Annotated in this window: 16 protein-coding genes; 12 read left to right on the top strand and 4 right to left on the bottom strand. The window is 38.2% G+C overall.

The features are described 5' to 3' along the window. The first annotated feature begins 125 nt into the window (after positions 1-125). The 9 genes from J2Z81_RS04395 to ade all read left to right on the top strand — a co-directional run bounded on the left by J2Z81_RS04395 (position 126) and on the right by ade (position 10,997). Complete coding sequence (locus tag J2Z81_RS04395) at positions 126-614, top strand: (2Fe-2S)-binding protein (RefSeq protein WP_029268346.1); 489 nt, start codon at positions 126-128, stop codon at positions 612-614. Next, the gene (locus J2Z81_RS04390) at positions 533-1,213 is read left to right on the top strand and encodes a nucleotidyltransferase family protein (RefSeq protein WP_084179096.1); all 681 of its coding nucleotides are present in this window, start codon (positions 533-535) and stop codon (positions 1,211-1,213) included. Before J2Z81_RS04395 ends, J2Z81_RS04390 begins: the two co-directional genes overlap by 82 nt. Then, positions 1,210-2,088: an FAD binding domain-containing protein gene (locus tag J2Z81_RS04385; RefSeq protein WP_029268344.1), complete on the top strand. Its 879-nt coding sequence runs from the start codon at positions 1,210-1,212 to the stop codon at positions 2,086-2,088. Before J2Z81_RS04390 ends, J2Z81_RS04385 begins: the two co-directional genes overlap by 4 nt. Then, positions 2,085-4,421 (top strand): xanthine dehydrogenase family protein molybdopterin-binding subunit, encoded by a 2,337-nt coding sequence (locus J2Z81_RS04380; RefSeq protein WP_226370801.1) that lies wholly within the window; start codon positions 2,085-2,087, stop codon positions 4,419-4,421. Before J2Z81_RS04385 ends, J2Z81_RS04380 begins: the two co-directional genes overlap by 4 nt. Positions 4,422-4,429: 8 nt before the next feature. After that, entirely contained in the window at positions 4,430-5,260 is an 831-nt protein-coding gene (locus J2Z81_RS04375; RefSeq protein ID WP_226370800.1) for an XdhC family protein, read from the top strand. Continuing rightward, the gene (locus J2Z81_RS04370) at positions 5,257-5,574 is read left to right on the top strand and encodes an XdhC family protein (protein ID WP_029268341.1); all 318 of its coding nucleotides are present in this window, start codon (positions 5,257-5,259) and stop codon (positions 5,572-5,574) included. Before J2Z81_RS04375 ends, J2Z81_RS04370 begins: the two co-directional genes overlap by 4 nt. Before the next feature lie 519 nt (positions 5,575-6,093). After that, positions 6,094-7,500, top strand: coding sequence for an NCS2 family permease (locus tag J2Z81_RS04365; protein WP_084179093.1), 1,407 nt, complete (start codon positions 6,094-6,096; stop codon positions 7,498-7,500). A 364-nt stretch (positions 7,501-7,864) separates the two neighbouring features. Further along, on the top strand, positions 7,865-9,217 hold the full coding sequence (locus tag J2Z81_RS04360; RefSeq protein ID WP_226370839.1) for an NCS2 family permease: 1,353 nt from the start codon (positions 7,865-7,867) through the stop codon (positions 9,215-9,217). Between the two features lie 25 nt (positions 9,218-9,242). Next, complete coding sequence (ade, locus tag J2Z81_RS04355) at positions 9,243-10,997, top strand: adenine deaminase (protein WP_029268316.1); 1,755 nt, start codon at positions 9,243-9,245, stop codon at positions 10,995-10,997. Between the two features lie 166 nt (positions 10,998-11,163). Here the strand turns inward: ade and trhA are convergent, their stop codons facing one another. The 3 genes from trhA to J2Z81_RS04340 are packed head-to-tail and all read right to left on the bottom strand — an operon-like array spanning position 11,164 to position 13,059. After that, on the bottom strand, positions 11,164-11,799 hold the full coding sequence (gene trhA / locus J2Z81_RS04350; protein ID WP_029268317.1) for a PAQR family membrane homeostasis protein TrhA: 636 nt from the start codon (positions 11,797-11,799) through the stop codon (positions 11,164-11,166). 33 nt (positions 11,800-11,832) lie between these two features. Then, positions 11,833-12,741, bottom strand: coding sequence for a cation diffusion facilitator family transporter (locus tag J2Z81_RS04345; protein WP_226370799.1), 909 nt, complete (start codon positions 12,739-12,741; stop codon positions 11,833-11,835). A gap of 12 nt (positions 12,742-12,753) precedes the next feature. After that, on the bottom strand, positions 12,754-13,059 hold the full coding sequence (locus J2Z81_RS04340; RefSeq protein WP_029268319.1) for an ArsR/SmtB family transcription factor: 306 nt from the start codon (positions 13,057-13,059) through the stop codon (positions 12,754-12,756). A 202-nt stretch (positions 13,060-13,261) separates the two neighbouring features. Between J2Z81_RS04340 and cbpB the strand changes: the two genes are divergently transcribed. From cbpB to J2Z81_RS04325, 3 genes are all read left to right on the top strand, one after another. Continuing rightward, positions 13,262-13,729, top strand: coding sequence for a cyclic-di-AMP-binding protein CbpB (gene cbpB / locus J2Z81_RS04335; RefSeq protein WP_029268320.1), 468 nt, complete (start codon positions 13,262-13,264; stop codon positions 13,727-13,729). Positions 13,730-13,816: 87 nt separating this feature from the next. Then, on the top strand, positions 13,817-15,310 hold the full coding sequence (locus J2Z81_RS04330) for an MFS transporter (protein WP_226370798.1): 1,494 nt from the start codon (positions 13,817-13,819) through the stop codon (positions 15,308-15,310). Between the two features lie 78 nt (positions 15,311-15,388). Continuing rightward, on the top strand, positions 15,389-15,631 hold the full coding sequence (locus tag J2Z81_RS04325) for a YkuS family protein (protein WP_029268322.1): 243 nt from the start codon (positions 15,389-15,391) through the stop codon (positions 15,629-15,631). Between the two features lie 41 nt (positions 15,632-15,672). On the opposite strand, the gene J2Z81_RS04320 is transcribed toward J2Z81_RS04325, so the two are convergent. Beyond that, positions 15,673-16,509, bottom strand: a complete 837-nt coding sequence (locus J2Z81_RS04320) for a mechanosensitive ion channel family protein (protein ID WP_029268323.1) — start codon at positions 16,507-16,509, stop codon at positions 15,673-15,675. Positions 16,510-16,631: the final 122 nt, after the last annotated feature.

The raw sequence follows: 16,631 nt of genomic DNA, 5'->3' as shown, positions 1-16,631 counted from the left end.
CTTTTTAATGGCACCTTTTTTTACGTACTTCTGTGTTCTATGAATCTTCCCTGTAATCCTCAAACAAATCATTATCCAAAACTATTGAAAATGGCTTCTATACAAAATACATGGAGGTTGATCGTTTGAAAGACATTCATTTTAAAGTTAATGGAAAAAATGTCTCTGTGAATTGTGCACCAACAAAAACATTATTGGATGTACTTAGAGATGAATTTGATTTAACAGGCAGCAAAGAATGTTGCGGCAAGGGGGAGTGTGGATCTTGTACTGTGTTACTGGATGGAGTTTCTGTTTGTTCTTGTCTTGTTTTAATAGGTCAAATACACGATGTAAGCGTTATCACTGTTGAGGGGATAGGTTTAACGTCGAATATGGATGTTGTACAGCAAGCATTTGTTGATGAAGGTGCAACACAGTGTGGGTATTGTACACCTGGATTGATTGTATCTTCCAGGTCATTCTTAGACGGTATAAACCATGTTCCTACTGATGATGAAGTTAAAACAGCACTTGGGGGCAACCTTTGTCGATGCACCGGATACACCAAAATAATGAAAGCAGTACAAACAGCCGCAAGGAAACAACTTACGATGGAAGAGACGACGAATTGAATAAAAAAGGAATGTCGGCAATATTGCTTGCGGCAGGTTTCTCCAGCCGAATGGGAAAATTAAAGGCTTTACTTCCGTGGCAAGGAAAAACACTGATCGAATACCAAATCGAACAAATACACCAGGCGAGAGTACGTGAAATTGTTGTTGTTCTTGGCTACCAAGCAGACCAGCTTCATTCAGTGATGACGCAGTATGATCATTTGAAAATTGTAAGAAATGATCATTACAAGCAAGGAAAGAGCTCATCCATTCGAATTGGAGCATCAAATGTTTCTGATAATGCGAAAGGTATTTTCATATGTAACGTAGACCAGCCCGTGCCAAGTCATACCTTAACGAAGATGTCAGATAAATTAATTCAATCTGCAGCGATCATACCTGTTTACGAAAATAAACGGGGACATCCAATTTTATTCCACGGCAATTTGAAAGATGACTTATTAGCTGTTCGCGAAAATACAAAAGGATTAAGACAAATTGTCAGTGATTATGCTGAGCGTATCATGTATTTAGAAGTTCAGGATCCATCCATTCTGTTTAACTTTAACAAACCAGAGGATTATCTTAAAAATTTTTCTGAAGGGGGCTTACCATGAAAGTTTCAGAAATAGAAATGATTTCACCACAAACGGTTGAAGAATGCCTATACCATCTTGGCGAAAAGGATAAAACATCGCGTTTTATTGCAGGTGGAACAGATGCAGTTGTTCGTATGAAAGATGGTGCTTGGCTACCAGATACGTGGATTAATATCAAACAACTGGATTCACTTCGTTATATTAAGGAAGAGGAGAATGGAATCCACATTGGGCCACTCACGACACATACAGATATTGTCCATTCAGGATTACTTCAAAAAAAAGCAGATGTATTAACAGCCGCCTCAAAAGAAGTTGGTGCCGTACAACTGCAAAATATGGGAACCATTGGGGGAAATATTGCCACTGCTTCACCGGCAGGGGATACCATACCAACTCTTTTCGTCCTCGATGCGCAAATTGAACTAACCTCATTGATGGAAAAACGAATTGTACCTATCAATGAATTTTTTGTGGGACCGGGCAGAACCGTGCAAGCACAAGAGGAAATGATTACAAATATTATCATACGCCCGCAAACGGAGAATGAAATTGGTATTTTTGAAAAGCTAGGACCGCGTAAGGCGCAATCCATTTCTATTGTTAATGTCGCCATTTCATTAAAAATGGGTGAAAAGTCCAGAGAATGTCTCGGCGGAAAAATCGCATTTGGTTCAGTCGCGCCAACAATCGTTCGATCTGAAAAATGTGAAAGGATGCTTACCATAAATCCGCTCCATGATGAAGCAATTCAGGATATAGCAGGAGCTGCCTGGAAAGAAGTGATGCCCATTTCAGATGTTAGAGCAAGTGCCAAATATAGACGGAGCATGGCAAGTGCATTGTTAGAGCGCGGGTTATACCGTTTAATGAAAAGGTGGGATGAAAGATGAGTAAACAAGTGGAAGAAACACAAGCATACAAAGATAAGCAAAATTTACAATGGGTCGGTAAACCTGTAAAAAGAATCGATGGACCTGAAAAAGTGACAGGGGAACAGAAATATAAAACGGATTATAACTATCCAAATATGGTGTGGGGAAAAGTATTGCGCGCAAAGTATCCCTTTGCTAAGATCAAATCAATTGATACAACAAAGGCGGAAGCTCATCCGGATGTGGTTTGTGTGCTTACACATAAGGATATCCCAGGTTTTAATGGTTTTGGAATTGTAACACCAGATCAGCCTGTTTTATGCGAAAATGTTGTTCGGTGTACAGGAGACGCTGTGGCTCTTGTAGGGGCAGAAACACTTGAAGCAGCCGAATCGGCTCTTGAATTAATTGAGGTGGACTATGAAGTGCTTGACCCTGTTACTGACGCTGAAAAGGCAATGGTTCAAGGCGCTCCCAAGCTCCATCCAGATGGAAATATCCACAGCCATGTGTCTATTCGTAATGGAGATATTGATAAAGGTTTTGAAGAGGCAGACTATATATTCGAGAACACTTTTTATTCACCAAGACAAATGCATGCTTTTATTGAAACAGAGGGCGGCTGGGGAATGCTTAAGCCTGATGGTTCACTCATGATACAATGCCCTGCACAATATGGCCACAGAGACAAATTGCAAATCGCGCGGGCTCTTGCATTAAATCCGGAAAGAATTCATGTTTACTCCAGTCCAAATGGTGGTGGCTTTGGAGGAAAAGATGAGATTACGGTACAGATTCACCTTGCATTATTAGCACATAACATTAGCGGCAGACCAGTCAAAATTCACTTAAGTCGTGAAGAATCTGTACTTGCCGGAATCAAACGCCATCCTTTTAAAGTTACTGTTAAAACAGGTGCAACCAAGGATGGAAGCCTAGTAGCAAATAAAGTATGTGCTATTGCAGATACAGGTGCATATGCTTCACTTGGAGGTGCAGTAACTGCACTGGCTATCGAACACGCATCAGGACCTTATAAAATTCCGAATGTTGATATGGAAGGTTTTTGCGTCTATACAAATAATGGAATTGCAGGTGCTTTTCGTGGTTTTGGAGTAAATCAAGTTTGCACAGGGATTGAAACACATATCGATATGCTGGCAGAAAAAACAGGTCTTGATCCCGTTGAGATTAGAAAGAAAAATGCATACCGCCAGGGCGATGTTTCAAGCTTAGGTCATGTTGTCAAATCGAGCGTTGGTACAATCGAAACATTAGAGAAAGCTGAACAATGTGACCTGTGGAAAAATAGAGATTTATATAAATCCCAAGTTAGTGAACCATGGAAGAAGAGAGGTGTTGCAATAGCTACTTCGTTTCATGGTGTGGGGATGGGTCTTGGCAGCCCTGATTATGGAGCGGCTACCATGGAACTGCTTGAGGATGGTCGATTTAAAGTCGGAGTAGCCATTGAAGAAATTGGTACTGGAAATGGAACGGTTTACGCACAAGTTGCTGCGGAGTGTCTCAAATGCAGTCTTGATCATATCATCGTTGTCCAGGGTGATACAACAAAAACACTCGATAGCGGCACTATTTCCGCTTCTAGGTCAACATACACTGGTGGTCGAGCAATCGCAACAGCCGCGCCCAACATGATTAATTTGCTTTCAGAAACTGCCGCAGAAATCTTAGATGTACCCAAATCTGAAATAGAGCTGGCCAACAATAAATTAATGGTCGCAGGGGATGAAAGCCAGTTTGTAACATATAAGCAAATTTGTGAAATTTTATTAGATAAACGTAAATCAACACGAGTAGAAGGTCACTTTTATTTGCCAAAAGAAAAAGAAGAACTTCGAAACTCTGGCGGTGCTCCCCATCACTTATACGGCTATATGACACACGTTGTAATGGTAGAAGTGGATACACTCACAGGACAAACAGATGTCCTGAAAGTCGTAGCGATTCCAGATGCGGGAAAAGTCTTAAATCCACAAGGTCTTGAAGGACAATCGGAGGGTGGTGCCGTTATGGGAATTGGCTACACCTTGTATGAAGATGTGCTGATCGAAGATGGGATGCATAAAACGAAAAATTTTGCAGATTACATTATACCGACTATTCGGGAAACGCCTGAGATTGTAACAATACCAGTAGAGTCTAATGAGGAAACCGGACCGTTTGGGGCAAAGGGAATTGCTGAGGTTGTCATGATACCAATCATTCCAGCAATCATGGCAGCAATTCATGACGCGACAGGAGCACGAATTAACCGTCTGCCAGCCACTCCAGAACGTATTTATCATGCTATGCAGGCAACGAAAAAGCCATCGCTTATTTCGAGGTGATCCCAATGATGAGCGAGGAGTTATTTAAAAGGCTTACAAAAGCAGTTAATGAGCATAACGATGCCGTTCTCATTACAATTACGAATCATCCAGAAATATCTTTCATCGGCGCAAAAATTATTCTTTATAAGGATGGAACTTTATACGATGAAAGTAAAATGCCGCAAGACTTCCAGCAGAAAATAATAGAGAATTGTCTGCCATTATTAGAACAAAAGAAAACAAAAACAATTGATGTTGTTTATCGCAACACACATATAGAATGTTACGTAGAAATTTTTCCAGTTCCTCCACATTTAATTGTGGCAGGAGCTGGGCATGTATCAGAACCTGTCGCCGAAGTAGGCAAAATGCTCGGTTTTTATGTAACGGTTATTGATGACCGCAAGGAATTTGCGAATACTAAAAAGTTTCCATATGCAGATGAAGTTGTCTGTTCATCGTATATTGATTTTTTCAGAAATGTTCCCATTACATCAGAAACTTATATACTATTATTAACACGGGGGCATAAATTTGATGTTGTCAGTTTACAAGAGTTATTAAAACGTGAAGAAATGTTGGATGTAGAAGAACGTACCGTATATATCGGAATGATAGGCAGCAGAAGAAGAATTTCTGGTGTGTTTGAACAACTGAAAGATGAATTTACAGACCATAACTTTATTAATATTTATTCCCCTGTAGGTCTTGATGTTGGTGCACAGACCCCTGTAGAAATTGCAATTAGTATTTTAGCAGAAATTTTAAAGGTGAAAAATCAAGCCAGTGGGAGTTCTTTAAAAGAAAAAATATCGAGTTATTCAAAATTAATTTTTCGGGAGAGATCGAGAAAATGAATAAGATTGATTTTTATGAGAAGGTGATGTCTGCTCGCAAAGAAAGTAAGCGCGCCGCAGTTGCCACCATTATTAGAACGAAAGGGTCCATACCGAGGGAAACCGGTGCAAAAATGATCATTTATTCAGATGGAGACATCGACGGTACCATCGGTGGAGGCTGTGGTGAGGGAGAAGTAATTGAAAAGTCTTTTGCGGTCATAGAGAGAGGTATTCCCATGCAGCATCAAGTGGACTTAACCCAAGGTTTATTTTATGAAGATGGTGGAATTTGCGGCGGAATTATGGATGTGTTCATTGAACCGATACAATAAAAGGTGAGCTTTTCTTATTATATCAGCAGTATCCATGTATAACCAAAAGATTATAAAAATTCCAACTTGACAAACAAAAATAAAACGTTTACATTAATAGATAGTAAATAAAATATTTCCAACGAAGTAAAAGTGTTCATACGCATTTATTTCTAAATATTTTGTGGCGGTATCGTGCATTTCTGTTTATCGGAAAAGAATGAACCGCAGCAAATTCCTGTTAATGCAGGGATTGCTGTGGTTTTTTTGCTTTCTTGATTCAACCAAAGAAAGTAATAGACGATATGTCGTTTACATTTCGCAGGTGATGTATGTGCTCACACGTAATTTTCAGAATAGTCACTTTATTGTGCGTCCGTTTTTAACAAGGTATTCATCTGGAAATGAAAAATGGAGAATATATTTTAACTAGCGTTATCGCTGAGATGATAAAGGAAGTGATAAAGGAATAAATCGTATTTTCACCAATCCATGTTTCGTCCATCTACTGTAGCCAAAGATTTTGGGAGGGAAAATAGTATGTCAAATCTAGGACAGGAACAAGAAATAAAATATGACAGACACCCTGAAGAAAAGAGGCAGCCAGAAATTGAAGTGAAAATCGGTAAAAATAAACAACAATCAGGCTTGGATCAGTTTTTTAAACTAACCGAGCGGGCAACAGATGTGAAAACTGAAATTCTCGCAGGTATAACTACCTTTGTTTCGATGAGTTATATTATCTTTGTCATTCCAATGATGCTTGCGGACGCAGGGATGCCACGAGATGCTACACTTGCAGCAACCATTTTTGTTGCTTTATTTGCTACCATTGTATTTGCCTTGTGGTCCAATTTCCCTGCTGCTGTGGCACCGGGGATCGGACTGGTCGCATTCTTTACATATACCGTTGTAATTGGTGAGGGATTGACTTGGCAGGCAGGGTTAGGTGCTGTATTTATATCGGGGATTGTCTTTCTTATCCTTACAATTACAGGGATACGAACAATGATTATCTACGGCATTCCAGATTCTTTAAAATCCGCGATAACGGTAGGAATTGGTTTGTTTATTACCTTTCTCGGTCTTCAGAATGCTGGATTAGTTATTTCTGATGAATCGAATATCGTAGCAATAGGGGATATAACAGCTACGGGACCTTTACTTTCATTATTTGGCCTTATTATAGCAGGGATATTAACTGCCAGAAATGTAAAAGGAGGTTTGCTACTTGCCATACTCCTGACGTCTGCCGTTTCGATGATTGTAGGTTATACAGATTCTCCAAGCAGTATTGGAGAAGTATTTTCATTAAATATTCCTAGTTTCAGTGAAACCTTCTTAGCAATGGATTTAGGAGCAGCTGTTGGATTTGGCATTGTTTCCATTATTCTTTCTTTTACGCTTGTTGAATTATTTGATAATACAGGAACACTCATTGGATTTGCTAAAAAAGCAAAACTTGTTCGTAAGGACGGAAAAATTGATGGGATTGATCGTGCGTTGCAGGCCGATGCCGCCGGGACTCTTTTAAGTGCTTCTTTGGGTGGGACAGCTTTAAATGCCTATGCAGAGAATGCGACTGGTATTGCTGAAGGTGGAAGAACCGGTTTAAAAGCGCTTGTAGTAGCAGCGTTATTTGGATGTACGTTGTTTATCGCTCCTTTGATTTCTTATATTCCAACTGAAGCTATTGCACCTGCTTTAATTCTTGTTGGGGCATTTATGCTTCCGGAAATTAAAAATATTGCATTTGATGACTTTACCATTGTCATACCTGTTATGCTCACGATTATTATGATGCCGCTTACATTTAGTATAGCCGAAGGTCTTGCATTTGGTTTCATCTCTTATACGTTATTGAAACTAGGTACCGGACAAATGAAACAGATCCATCCCGTTATGTATTTTGTTACAGCAGCGTTTATCCTCCATTTCATCATTTAAAAGCCTTGTTGATAATAAAGATGCTTTTACATCAGAGCATCTTTATTATTAAACATTCTCCTTTTCTTTAAAATATATAGATTGCATTATGATACAAGCTCTTCAACGCTTAATTTGTACAAAAACTTCTCTTCATGTAAACAATCAGCGTAAATTTATTTCTTCGTTTAATATTTCTTCTTTAGCGATCACTTTTTAATCATTTCAAGGATATGGATTTATGCAGTTCTCTTAAATAATTATCTAAGGAGGTGAATGCAGGCCGAAATATACAACTTACTGTTATATGTATATGTTGCGTTAGCAAAGGATGGATTCAATACGAAGATAGGGGGATGATGATGTGTCAAAACAAGCGGAAGATATCCAGGAAAAAAGTAATACTGTAGGTCCTAATCAAAAGGGGTTATTAGAGAAGGTATTTAAGCTATCCGAAAGAGGAACAAAAGCCAGAACGGAAATTATAGCCGGCATTACTTCGTTTTTAGCAATGAGTTATATTATTATTGTAAATCCGATGATTTTAGCTGATGCAGGTATTCCACATGAAGCTGCTCTAGCCGCAACGATTTATGCGAGTGTTTTTTGTACGCTCTTGTTTGCACTTTGGGTAAACTATCCTGTTGCTATTGCACCCGGAATGGGCTTGAACGCATTCTTTACGTATACCGTTGTCATCGGTGAGGGACTAACATGGCAAACCGCTCTTGGTGCTGTGTTTATATCCGGACTCGTGTTCTTTATTTTAACTGTAACCGGAATCCGGACAAAAATTGTAGAAGGAGTTCCTGCCCCATTGAAGTCAGCAATTGGTGTAGGAATCGGTTTATTTATTGCATTTATCGGATTTCAGAATGCTGGTTTAGTTGTTACGGATGAATCAACCGTTGTCAGCTTGGGCGACGTGACAAAAGCAGGTCCTTTAATAGCGATAATCGGTGTCATCATAGCTGGATTTTTAATGGCAAAAAATATAAAAGGAGGGCTTTTGATTACGATCGCAACTACTACCATTATTGCGATGATCGGTGGTGCTGCAGCTGTCCCTAAAGGGATTGGAGATATTATTTCGTTTAAATTGCCAAGTATGTCTGAGACTTTCATGCAGATGGATATTATGGGAGCTGTTGGGTATGGCGTGATCGCTGTTATTTTTTCTTTCACCATTGTGGAATTATTTGATAACCTGGCAACATTGATTGGCTTAACGAAAAAAGCAGGCTTAACAGACAAGGATGGTAATATCCAAGATCTTGATAAAGCACTTCAGGCTGATTCTTTTGGTACAATGGCAAGTGCGACATTTGGAAGTACAGCACTTAATGCTTATGTAGAAAACGCCACAGGTATTTCCGAAGGCGGCAGGACTGGTTTGACCTCATTAACGGTTGGGGTTTTATTTTTAGTATCGCTCTTATTTGCACCTTTAATTGGATTTATTCCTAGTATGGCAACCGCTCCGATTCTTATCATTGTAGGTGCCCTAATGCTTACGGAAATTGCAAATATAAAATTCGATGACTACACAAACGTAATTCCGGTCTTTCTCACCATCGTTATGATGCCGCTCACATACAGTATTGCTACAGGACTTGCTTTTGGGTTTGTTACGTACACAGCATTAAAAATGTTAACAGGTAGATTTAAAGAAATACACTGGATTGTATATTTCATCAGTATAGCATTTATCATCCATTTTATTGTAGGGGGACACTAAACATAAAATACAAGGAGGGTCCTTATTGGATAAAAAGGTATTAGGAAAAAGAATTGCAGTGGCAGCTAAAAAAGTCCCAGCTGATATCGTTGTACGAAACGGCAAAATTATTGATGTTTTTAATCAAGAAATAATAGAAGCAGACCTCGCAATTGTTGATGGGGTCTTTGCGGGTATCGGTAGTTTTGAAGGAGAGCATATGATTGATGCAGAGGGGAAATTTATCGCACCGGGATTTATTGACGGACATGTTCATATTGAATCGGCGATGGTTACACCGGCAGAATTTGCGAATGTAGTGTTACCTCATGGTGTTACAACCGTTATAGCAGATCCTCATGAAATTGCGAATGTTAGTGGTACTGAGGGGATTCAATTTATGATGGATGCCTCAGCTGACATCCCACTTGATGTGTTGTTTGGCATTCCATCATGTGTTCCTGCTACTCCATTTGAAAATGCCGGAGCAATTCTTACAGCAAAAGATTTACTTCCTTTTTATGATCAAAAAAGAGTAATCAGTCTAGGAGAAGTAATGGATTATCCAGCTGTCTTAAATGGAGACGATGGCATGCTGGATAAATTAGTAGATGCAATGAATCATCATAAAATCATCGATGGTCATGCAGCTGGTATTGATCCAAATGGCATTAATGTTTATATGGCAGCAGGGATCGGCAGTGATCATGAATGTACTACTGTTCAAGAAGCAAAAGACAGACTCAAGCGAGGGATGTACGTGATGCTTCGTGAAGGGTCAGCTTCTCGGGATTTAAAAACACTGTTGCATGCTGTAAATGAAAAAAATGCTCGGCGCTGTTTATTTGTTACAGATGATAAACATCTAAATGACTTGCTTGAAGAAGGCAGTATCGATCACAATGTACGCGTGACCATCCAACATGGAATCAACCCAATTACCGCCATTCAAATGGCTACATTGAATGCAGCTGAATACTTTCATTTAAAAACGAAAGGCGCTATTGCTCCTGGATATGATGCAGACTTTTTACTTCTAGATAATCTAGAGGAAATGGATATCGATGAAACTTTTGTAAAAGGAGTATCTGTTGCTAAATGCGGTCAATGTATATCAACCTATAAAAATACAGTGAAGCCTTCTTCAAAATTAATGAATAGTGTACAGATGAAAGGGATCACAAGGGAAGATCTGCAAATAAAGCTATGCAAAGACCAAAAGGCAAATATTATATCTATTATTCCTAACAGTATTGTGACCAAACATAGAACACAGATAGTAGATGTAGAGCATGGCTGTTTTCAAGCCTCCATTCGAAACGACCTATTAAAAATGGCAGTAATCGAAAGACACGATCGGAAAGAGCGTGTAGGTCTTGGTATTTTACACGGTTTAAAAATTAAATCAGGTGCTATTGCTTCTACATTTGCACATGATTCGCATAATCTTGTTGCAGCAGGAACAAATGATGATGATCTTCTAAGCGCAGTTAATAAGATTAAGGAAATGCGCGGGGGATTAGTTGTAGTAGAAAATGGAAAAATACTTGCTTCACTATCCCTATCGATCGCAGGTCTTATTTCAGAACAGGAATTTCATACCGTTAATAAAGGATTGCATCAATTAGAAGATGCATTGGAAATAATTGGTTTTTATGGTGATTTTAATCCTTTTATCACCTTGTCCTTTATGGCTTTGCCGGTAATACCAGAAATTAAATTGACAGATCAGGGATTATTTGATGTTACATCTTTTAAACATATACCAATAAATGCAGAAGCATCCACATCTTATGCCTAAAAATGAATGGATTGATTGGGTTCTGAAGATAAACTGATTCAGGGCCCTTTTAAATGCAAAAAATTTTGACATATTCCATAAAATGGATGGAGGCCAGTGGCTCAATAAATTCCCATTTTAAAAAGAAGGCTGCGAGGGGGGAGTGCCCTTCACAGCCTTTCGCATTCTATATGACGTAATAAAAAATAGAGAAGAAGTGGAAAGCGGATCCCGCTATAACAAACAAATGCCATACGGCGTGATGATACGGTAAACTTCGCCATATGAAAAAAATAGCTCCTACACTATAGAGAATCCCTCCAATCATTAATAAAGTAATTCCGTTGCTAGGCACAATCGATGTTAACGGCTCCCACACTAGTACAATGAGCCATCCCATGAACAGATAGAAAAGTGTCGACAAGAGAATGAACTTTTTTACGAAAAATATTTTAAATACAACACCGACAATTGCAATTCCCCAGATCACACCGAACAGTGTCCATCCTACATCTCCTCGTAAGTGAACAAGCAGAAAAGGAGTGTATGTTCCGGCAATAAAGAGATAAATGGAAGAATGATCAAAGATTTGAAAGATGTCTTTCCATTTTCCTTTAGGTAAACTATGAACTACAGTGGAAGCAATGTACATGAGCAGCATGGTTGTACCAAATACGATCCCGGAAATAATTTGCCAGACGTCTCCCTCAAGAGAGGCAAAAATAATTAATAAGACTAATCCTGCAATACTAAGCAGAACCCCGATCCCATGTGTAATGGCATGCGCAATTTCCTCTTGCTTTGAAAATGTATGTGTTCCCATTTAAAAACCTCATCTTTTATTTATTTTAAATCCCTAAAACGAATCACAAGAATCGCATTTTTCATGAATGTTTATGTGACTTCCTTCAATTTGCAAAGTGCAGTGCGCTATTTGGAAATTACTTGTAACCACTTTATTCGCTTCAACCAGTAAATGATCACGGTCAATGTCATCACCAACTACTAAATGGCAGCTCATTGCAGGAAACTCAGATGTAATCGACCAAACATGCAGGTCGTGAACATTTTCTACCCCGTCTAATTCGGATAAAGATTTTTTTAGTTCATCCACATCGACATGATTCGGTTTTCCTTCCATTAGTATATGGATTGCGTCTTTTGTAATACGAATTCCTGAATACAAAATTAGTACAGAGACAAGAACGCTTGCTATTGGATCTGCAATATTCCAATTGAAAAAAAGGATTAACAAACCGGCAACAATGGCTCCAATTGAACCTAATAGGTCCCCCAGTACATGAAGCAAAGCGCTTTTGATATTTAAATTGTCCTTAGAATCTCCACGCATTAACATCCATGCGACTACAATATTCACTACTAAACCAATAAAAGCAATAATCATCATACTCGCACTGACATTTGGCGGCTCGACGAATCGGTGAAAAGCTTCGTAAAAAATGTACAGGGAAATAGCAATTAAGGTGATACCATTGATAAAAGCGGCAATAATTTCAAAGCGTTTGTACCCATATGTTTTTTCTTCGGTTGCCTTTCGTTCTCCGATTTTAAAAGCAATTAAACTTAAACCTAATGCCGCAGCATCACTTAGCATATGTCCAGCGTCAGATAATAAAGCAAGACTGTTGGTTAGAAAACCTCCAATTGCTTCAATAATCATAAATATGAAGATAATCAAAAAGCTAAAAAAAAGCACACGCACATTATTAGTATGATGGTGTGAATGGTCATGATGGTTTCCCATTTTAACAACCTCCTAACTGATTGTATGTTTCGTATGTTTCATTGCTTGCTCTAATAAACTCATGACATGGTCATCATCTGGAGAATAATAATACATCGTTTTTACTCTTCGGTATTTTACAAGATGAAGTTGTTTTAAATATTTTAACTGATGAGAAATAGTTGATTGTTTCATATCTAAATGCTTAGTAATTTCACTGACCGAACATTCCTGCTCAGAGAGCAAATGTAAAATTTTTAGACGAGTCGGGTCAGATAATGCCTTGAATATTTGTGAAACATTTTCAAGTAATGCCGGATCGATTGGATTATAAGGCATGATATAACTTCCCTTAACTATATGATCATATATTCATATTATATAGCAAATAAGAATATATTCAAAAGAATAACCAAATAGTTAATGATGTTTCTTATCTCCTTATTATGGTAAAATACATTTAGGTAAATGATCACTCCTTTCTAGAAAGTGATGAACTACATGTGTTTGTGATGTTAGTATTTGAAAAGGAGCGTTTTATATGAGTATGTTACAAGATAAACAGGCAACAAATAAGCAGGTTGTAGATTTAATGATTCCTTCTGAAAAAGTTGCACATGTACAATTAAATAATCCACTAGAACATGCATTACTTGTCTTAGTAAAATCAGGGTATTCTGCTGTTCCAGTTTTGGATACATCTTATAAATTAGTTGGAACAATTGGAAAAACAGCGATTTTAAATCAGACTTTAGGGTTAGAACGATTTGAGTTTGAACAACTGTCCGATATGCGCGTCCATGAAATTATGAAACGGGATATACCTCGTTTAACCAAAGAAGATACTTATGTGCAAGCGTTAAAAACCGTCATTAATTCTCCATTTGTCTGTGTTGCAGATCAAGAGGGATATTTTGATGGAATTATAACAAGAAGAGCAATTTTAAAACAAGTAAGGAAAGAGATGTATACGTTATCATCGGAGTCTGAAACAAACGTAACGGATTAAAGTTGATAACACCCTTGCCAGATTGTAAATGACAAGGGTGTTTTTAACATTAAAAGGAGTTTACTGAATAGAGAAAAGCTGGGATAAATGATGGAAGCAGGAATAAATAGACAAAGTAAAAAAGAGTTAAAACGTCCACTCATATTGGCATCGGTCATGTTAGGGATGTTTTTATCAGCCATTGAAGCAACCATTGTAGCAACAGCAATGCCGAGCATTGTTGCTGATCTTGGCGGATTTTCTTCATATAGTTGGGTGTTTTCTGCTTATTTACTAACAAATGCTTCGACTGTTTTGATCTTTGGAAAATTATCCGATATTTTTGGGAGAAAACCAATCTTCGTGATTGGAGTGCTATTATTTTTACTAGGATCCACGTTATCAGGGTTTAGTATAACAATGGTTATGCTGATTATATCCCGTTGTATACAGGGATTTGGGGCGGGAGCACTTATGACCATTGCGACAACGATTGTTGGGGATATTTATAGTAAGGAAGAGCGAGCAAAAATACAAGGTTATTTATCGAGTGTATGGGGGATATCAGCAGTAACTGGACCGCTCCTTGGTGGTTTTTTTGTTGATGCTTTGAACTGGAGATATGTATTCTGGATGAATATACCTCTTGGCTTGCTTGCTGTACTTGGAATTATTCTCTTCTTGCATGAAGATATTGAAAAACAAAAAAAGCCGATTGATTATGCAGGTGCTGTCTGGATAATTGTTGCAGTAAGCTCGCTCATGCTCATATTAGTTGAAGGAGGCGTCGGCATTGCTTGGAATTCCTCCTTCATGATTTTATTAATAGGTGTAGTTATCTTTGGAGCAGTAATGTTTTTGTATCAGGAAAAACGAGCACTGGAACCGATGATGCCATTTTCGATATGGAAATACCGGATCATAAGTGTTGCTAATTTAACCTCGCTAACGACAGGAATGATCTTAATGGGGGTCTCAAGTTATTTACCAGCGTTTGTACAAGGAGTAATGGGACAAACTGCTACAGTAGCGGGTTTTACGCTCACAACAATGTCGATCGGATGGCCTGTTGCTTCGACAATTGCTGGGAGGTTATTATTAGTAATCGGTTTCCGCAATACGTCTTTGATCGGTGGTGTAGCTTTAGTTATTGGTTCTTTTTTCTTTTTTACGCTATCTCCTGATAAAGGTCCTGTTTGGGCTGGGATTGGGTCGTTTTTTGTGGGAGTTGGAATGGGCCTAACCACCACCTCCTTTATTGTTGCGATTCAAAGTACAATTGGATGGGAAGTAAGGGGTATCGCTACCGCGGCTAATATGTTTATGAGGTCATTAGGAAGTGCACTCGGTGCTGCTATGTTAGGTGGCTTATTAAATGGACAAATAAAAACGTACATAGAGAATAATGGATTGGAAAAAAGCGTATCCGTGGATTCTGCTAATAGCTTGCTTGATCCAAATCTGAATACAACCTTATCTGATGATGTACGTTTAGTATTGCAAGAAGGATTGACGGCAGGGCTTCATGTCGTTTATGTCGGTCTTCTGATTCTGGCGACTATAAGTCTTATCCTCATTTTGTTTATGCCTAAACATGAATAAGAATAAGAATGAAAGTATACCGTTGCGTCTCCTTGGGGAAACTAACAAAGAATATAAAGCGCTAGAGGAGGAAAAAAGATGGCACGTATCGGAGTAGAACCAGCACTTTCAGACGTTAAAGAAGCATTAATGGAAATGGGGCATGAAGTGGTCGATTTACGTTCAGAAGATGATGTACAATACTGTGACTGCTGCATCATTTCCGGTCAAGATAAAGATGTAATGGGCATTTCTAATGTAACGATAGCTGGACCGGTCATCAATGCACAAGGCCAAAATCTAGAAGAAGTTTGCCAAGCAGTCTCAGAAAAATTAACCTAAGAAATAAAACAGCTAACTCTTAAGCGAGCTAGCTGTTTTTTCTAATCTTGTTTTTCTTGGATATATACTTGATGAGGATATGGAATAGTAATTTCGTTAGCTTCAAATGCCTCTTTCATTTGTTTTCTGAGATCTCGTTCGCATTCCCATTGTAATCCGTTCTCTGTTTGTCCAACTACACGCAAAATTGTATTATAAGTTCCGATTTCCTGGACACCGATACAATTAGGCCCATCTTTAAAACGATCATCTGTCTGGAAACTTTCGCATACATGTTCTAAAACAGATATGGCTTTGTCGATATTATCATGATAACTAATACTAATATCTACAAGTGCTCGCATGTTTCCTCGAGAATGGTTCGCAACTCCTTCGATAAAACGATTCGGTACAAAATTTAATGTACCATCAAATGCCCGTATTTTCGTAGTCCGTAAGCCAACCTCTTCGACGATACCATCAAATTCTCCCACAGTGACATAATCATCAATTTCAAGTTGTCTCTCAAGTAGGATAAAAAAGCCTGTAACAACATCACTAACGATACCCTGAGCCCCAAAACCTATCGCGAGTCCAACAATTCCAGCACCAGCAAGCAGTGGACCGATCGGGATATTTAATATAGCAAATACCATTACAATGAAAAGAAAAATTAAAATATAGGAATATAAATTAACTAATAGCTTTTCTAATGTTTTCATGCGATTTGCAGAAACCTTTCTTGATTTACCTGTTTTTTGAATGGTTTTTTCAATTACTTTTCTCCCAATCGGTTTGAGAATAATAAAGGCTAGGATTAGAAATACTATTTTAAGTGTAATTGGGATGACAACACCTAAAATGTTACTAAGATCAAATGAAATTCCAAAAATATCCATTTTTTGTCTCCTTCCTTAAATATTTAAAAAATATGTAACCACTTCATTATTTACCCAATAGTTCACTCGTTAAAACCTGTCACCTTTTGAAAAAATGAGTATGATATTCTCAATTGTTGGAC

The organism is Virgibacillus alimentarius (genome assembly GCF_017874635.1).
Classification (GTDB): Bacteria; Bacillota; Bacilli; order Bacillales; family Amphibacillaceae; genus Virgibacillus_B; species Virgibacillus_B alimentarius.
This window is presented reverse-complemented; position numbering and strand designations above follow the sequence as displayed.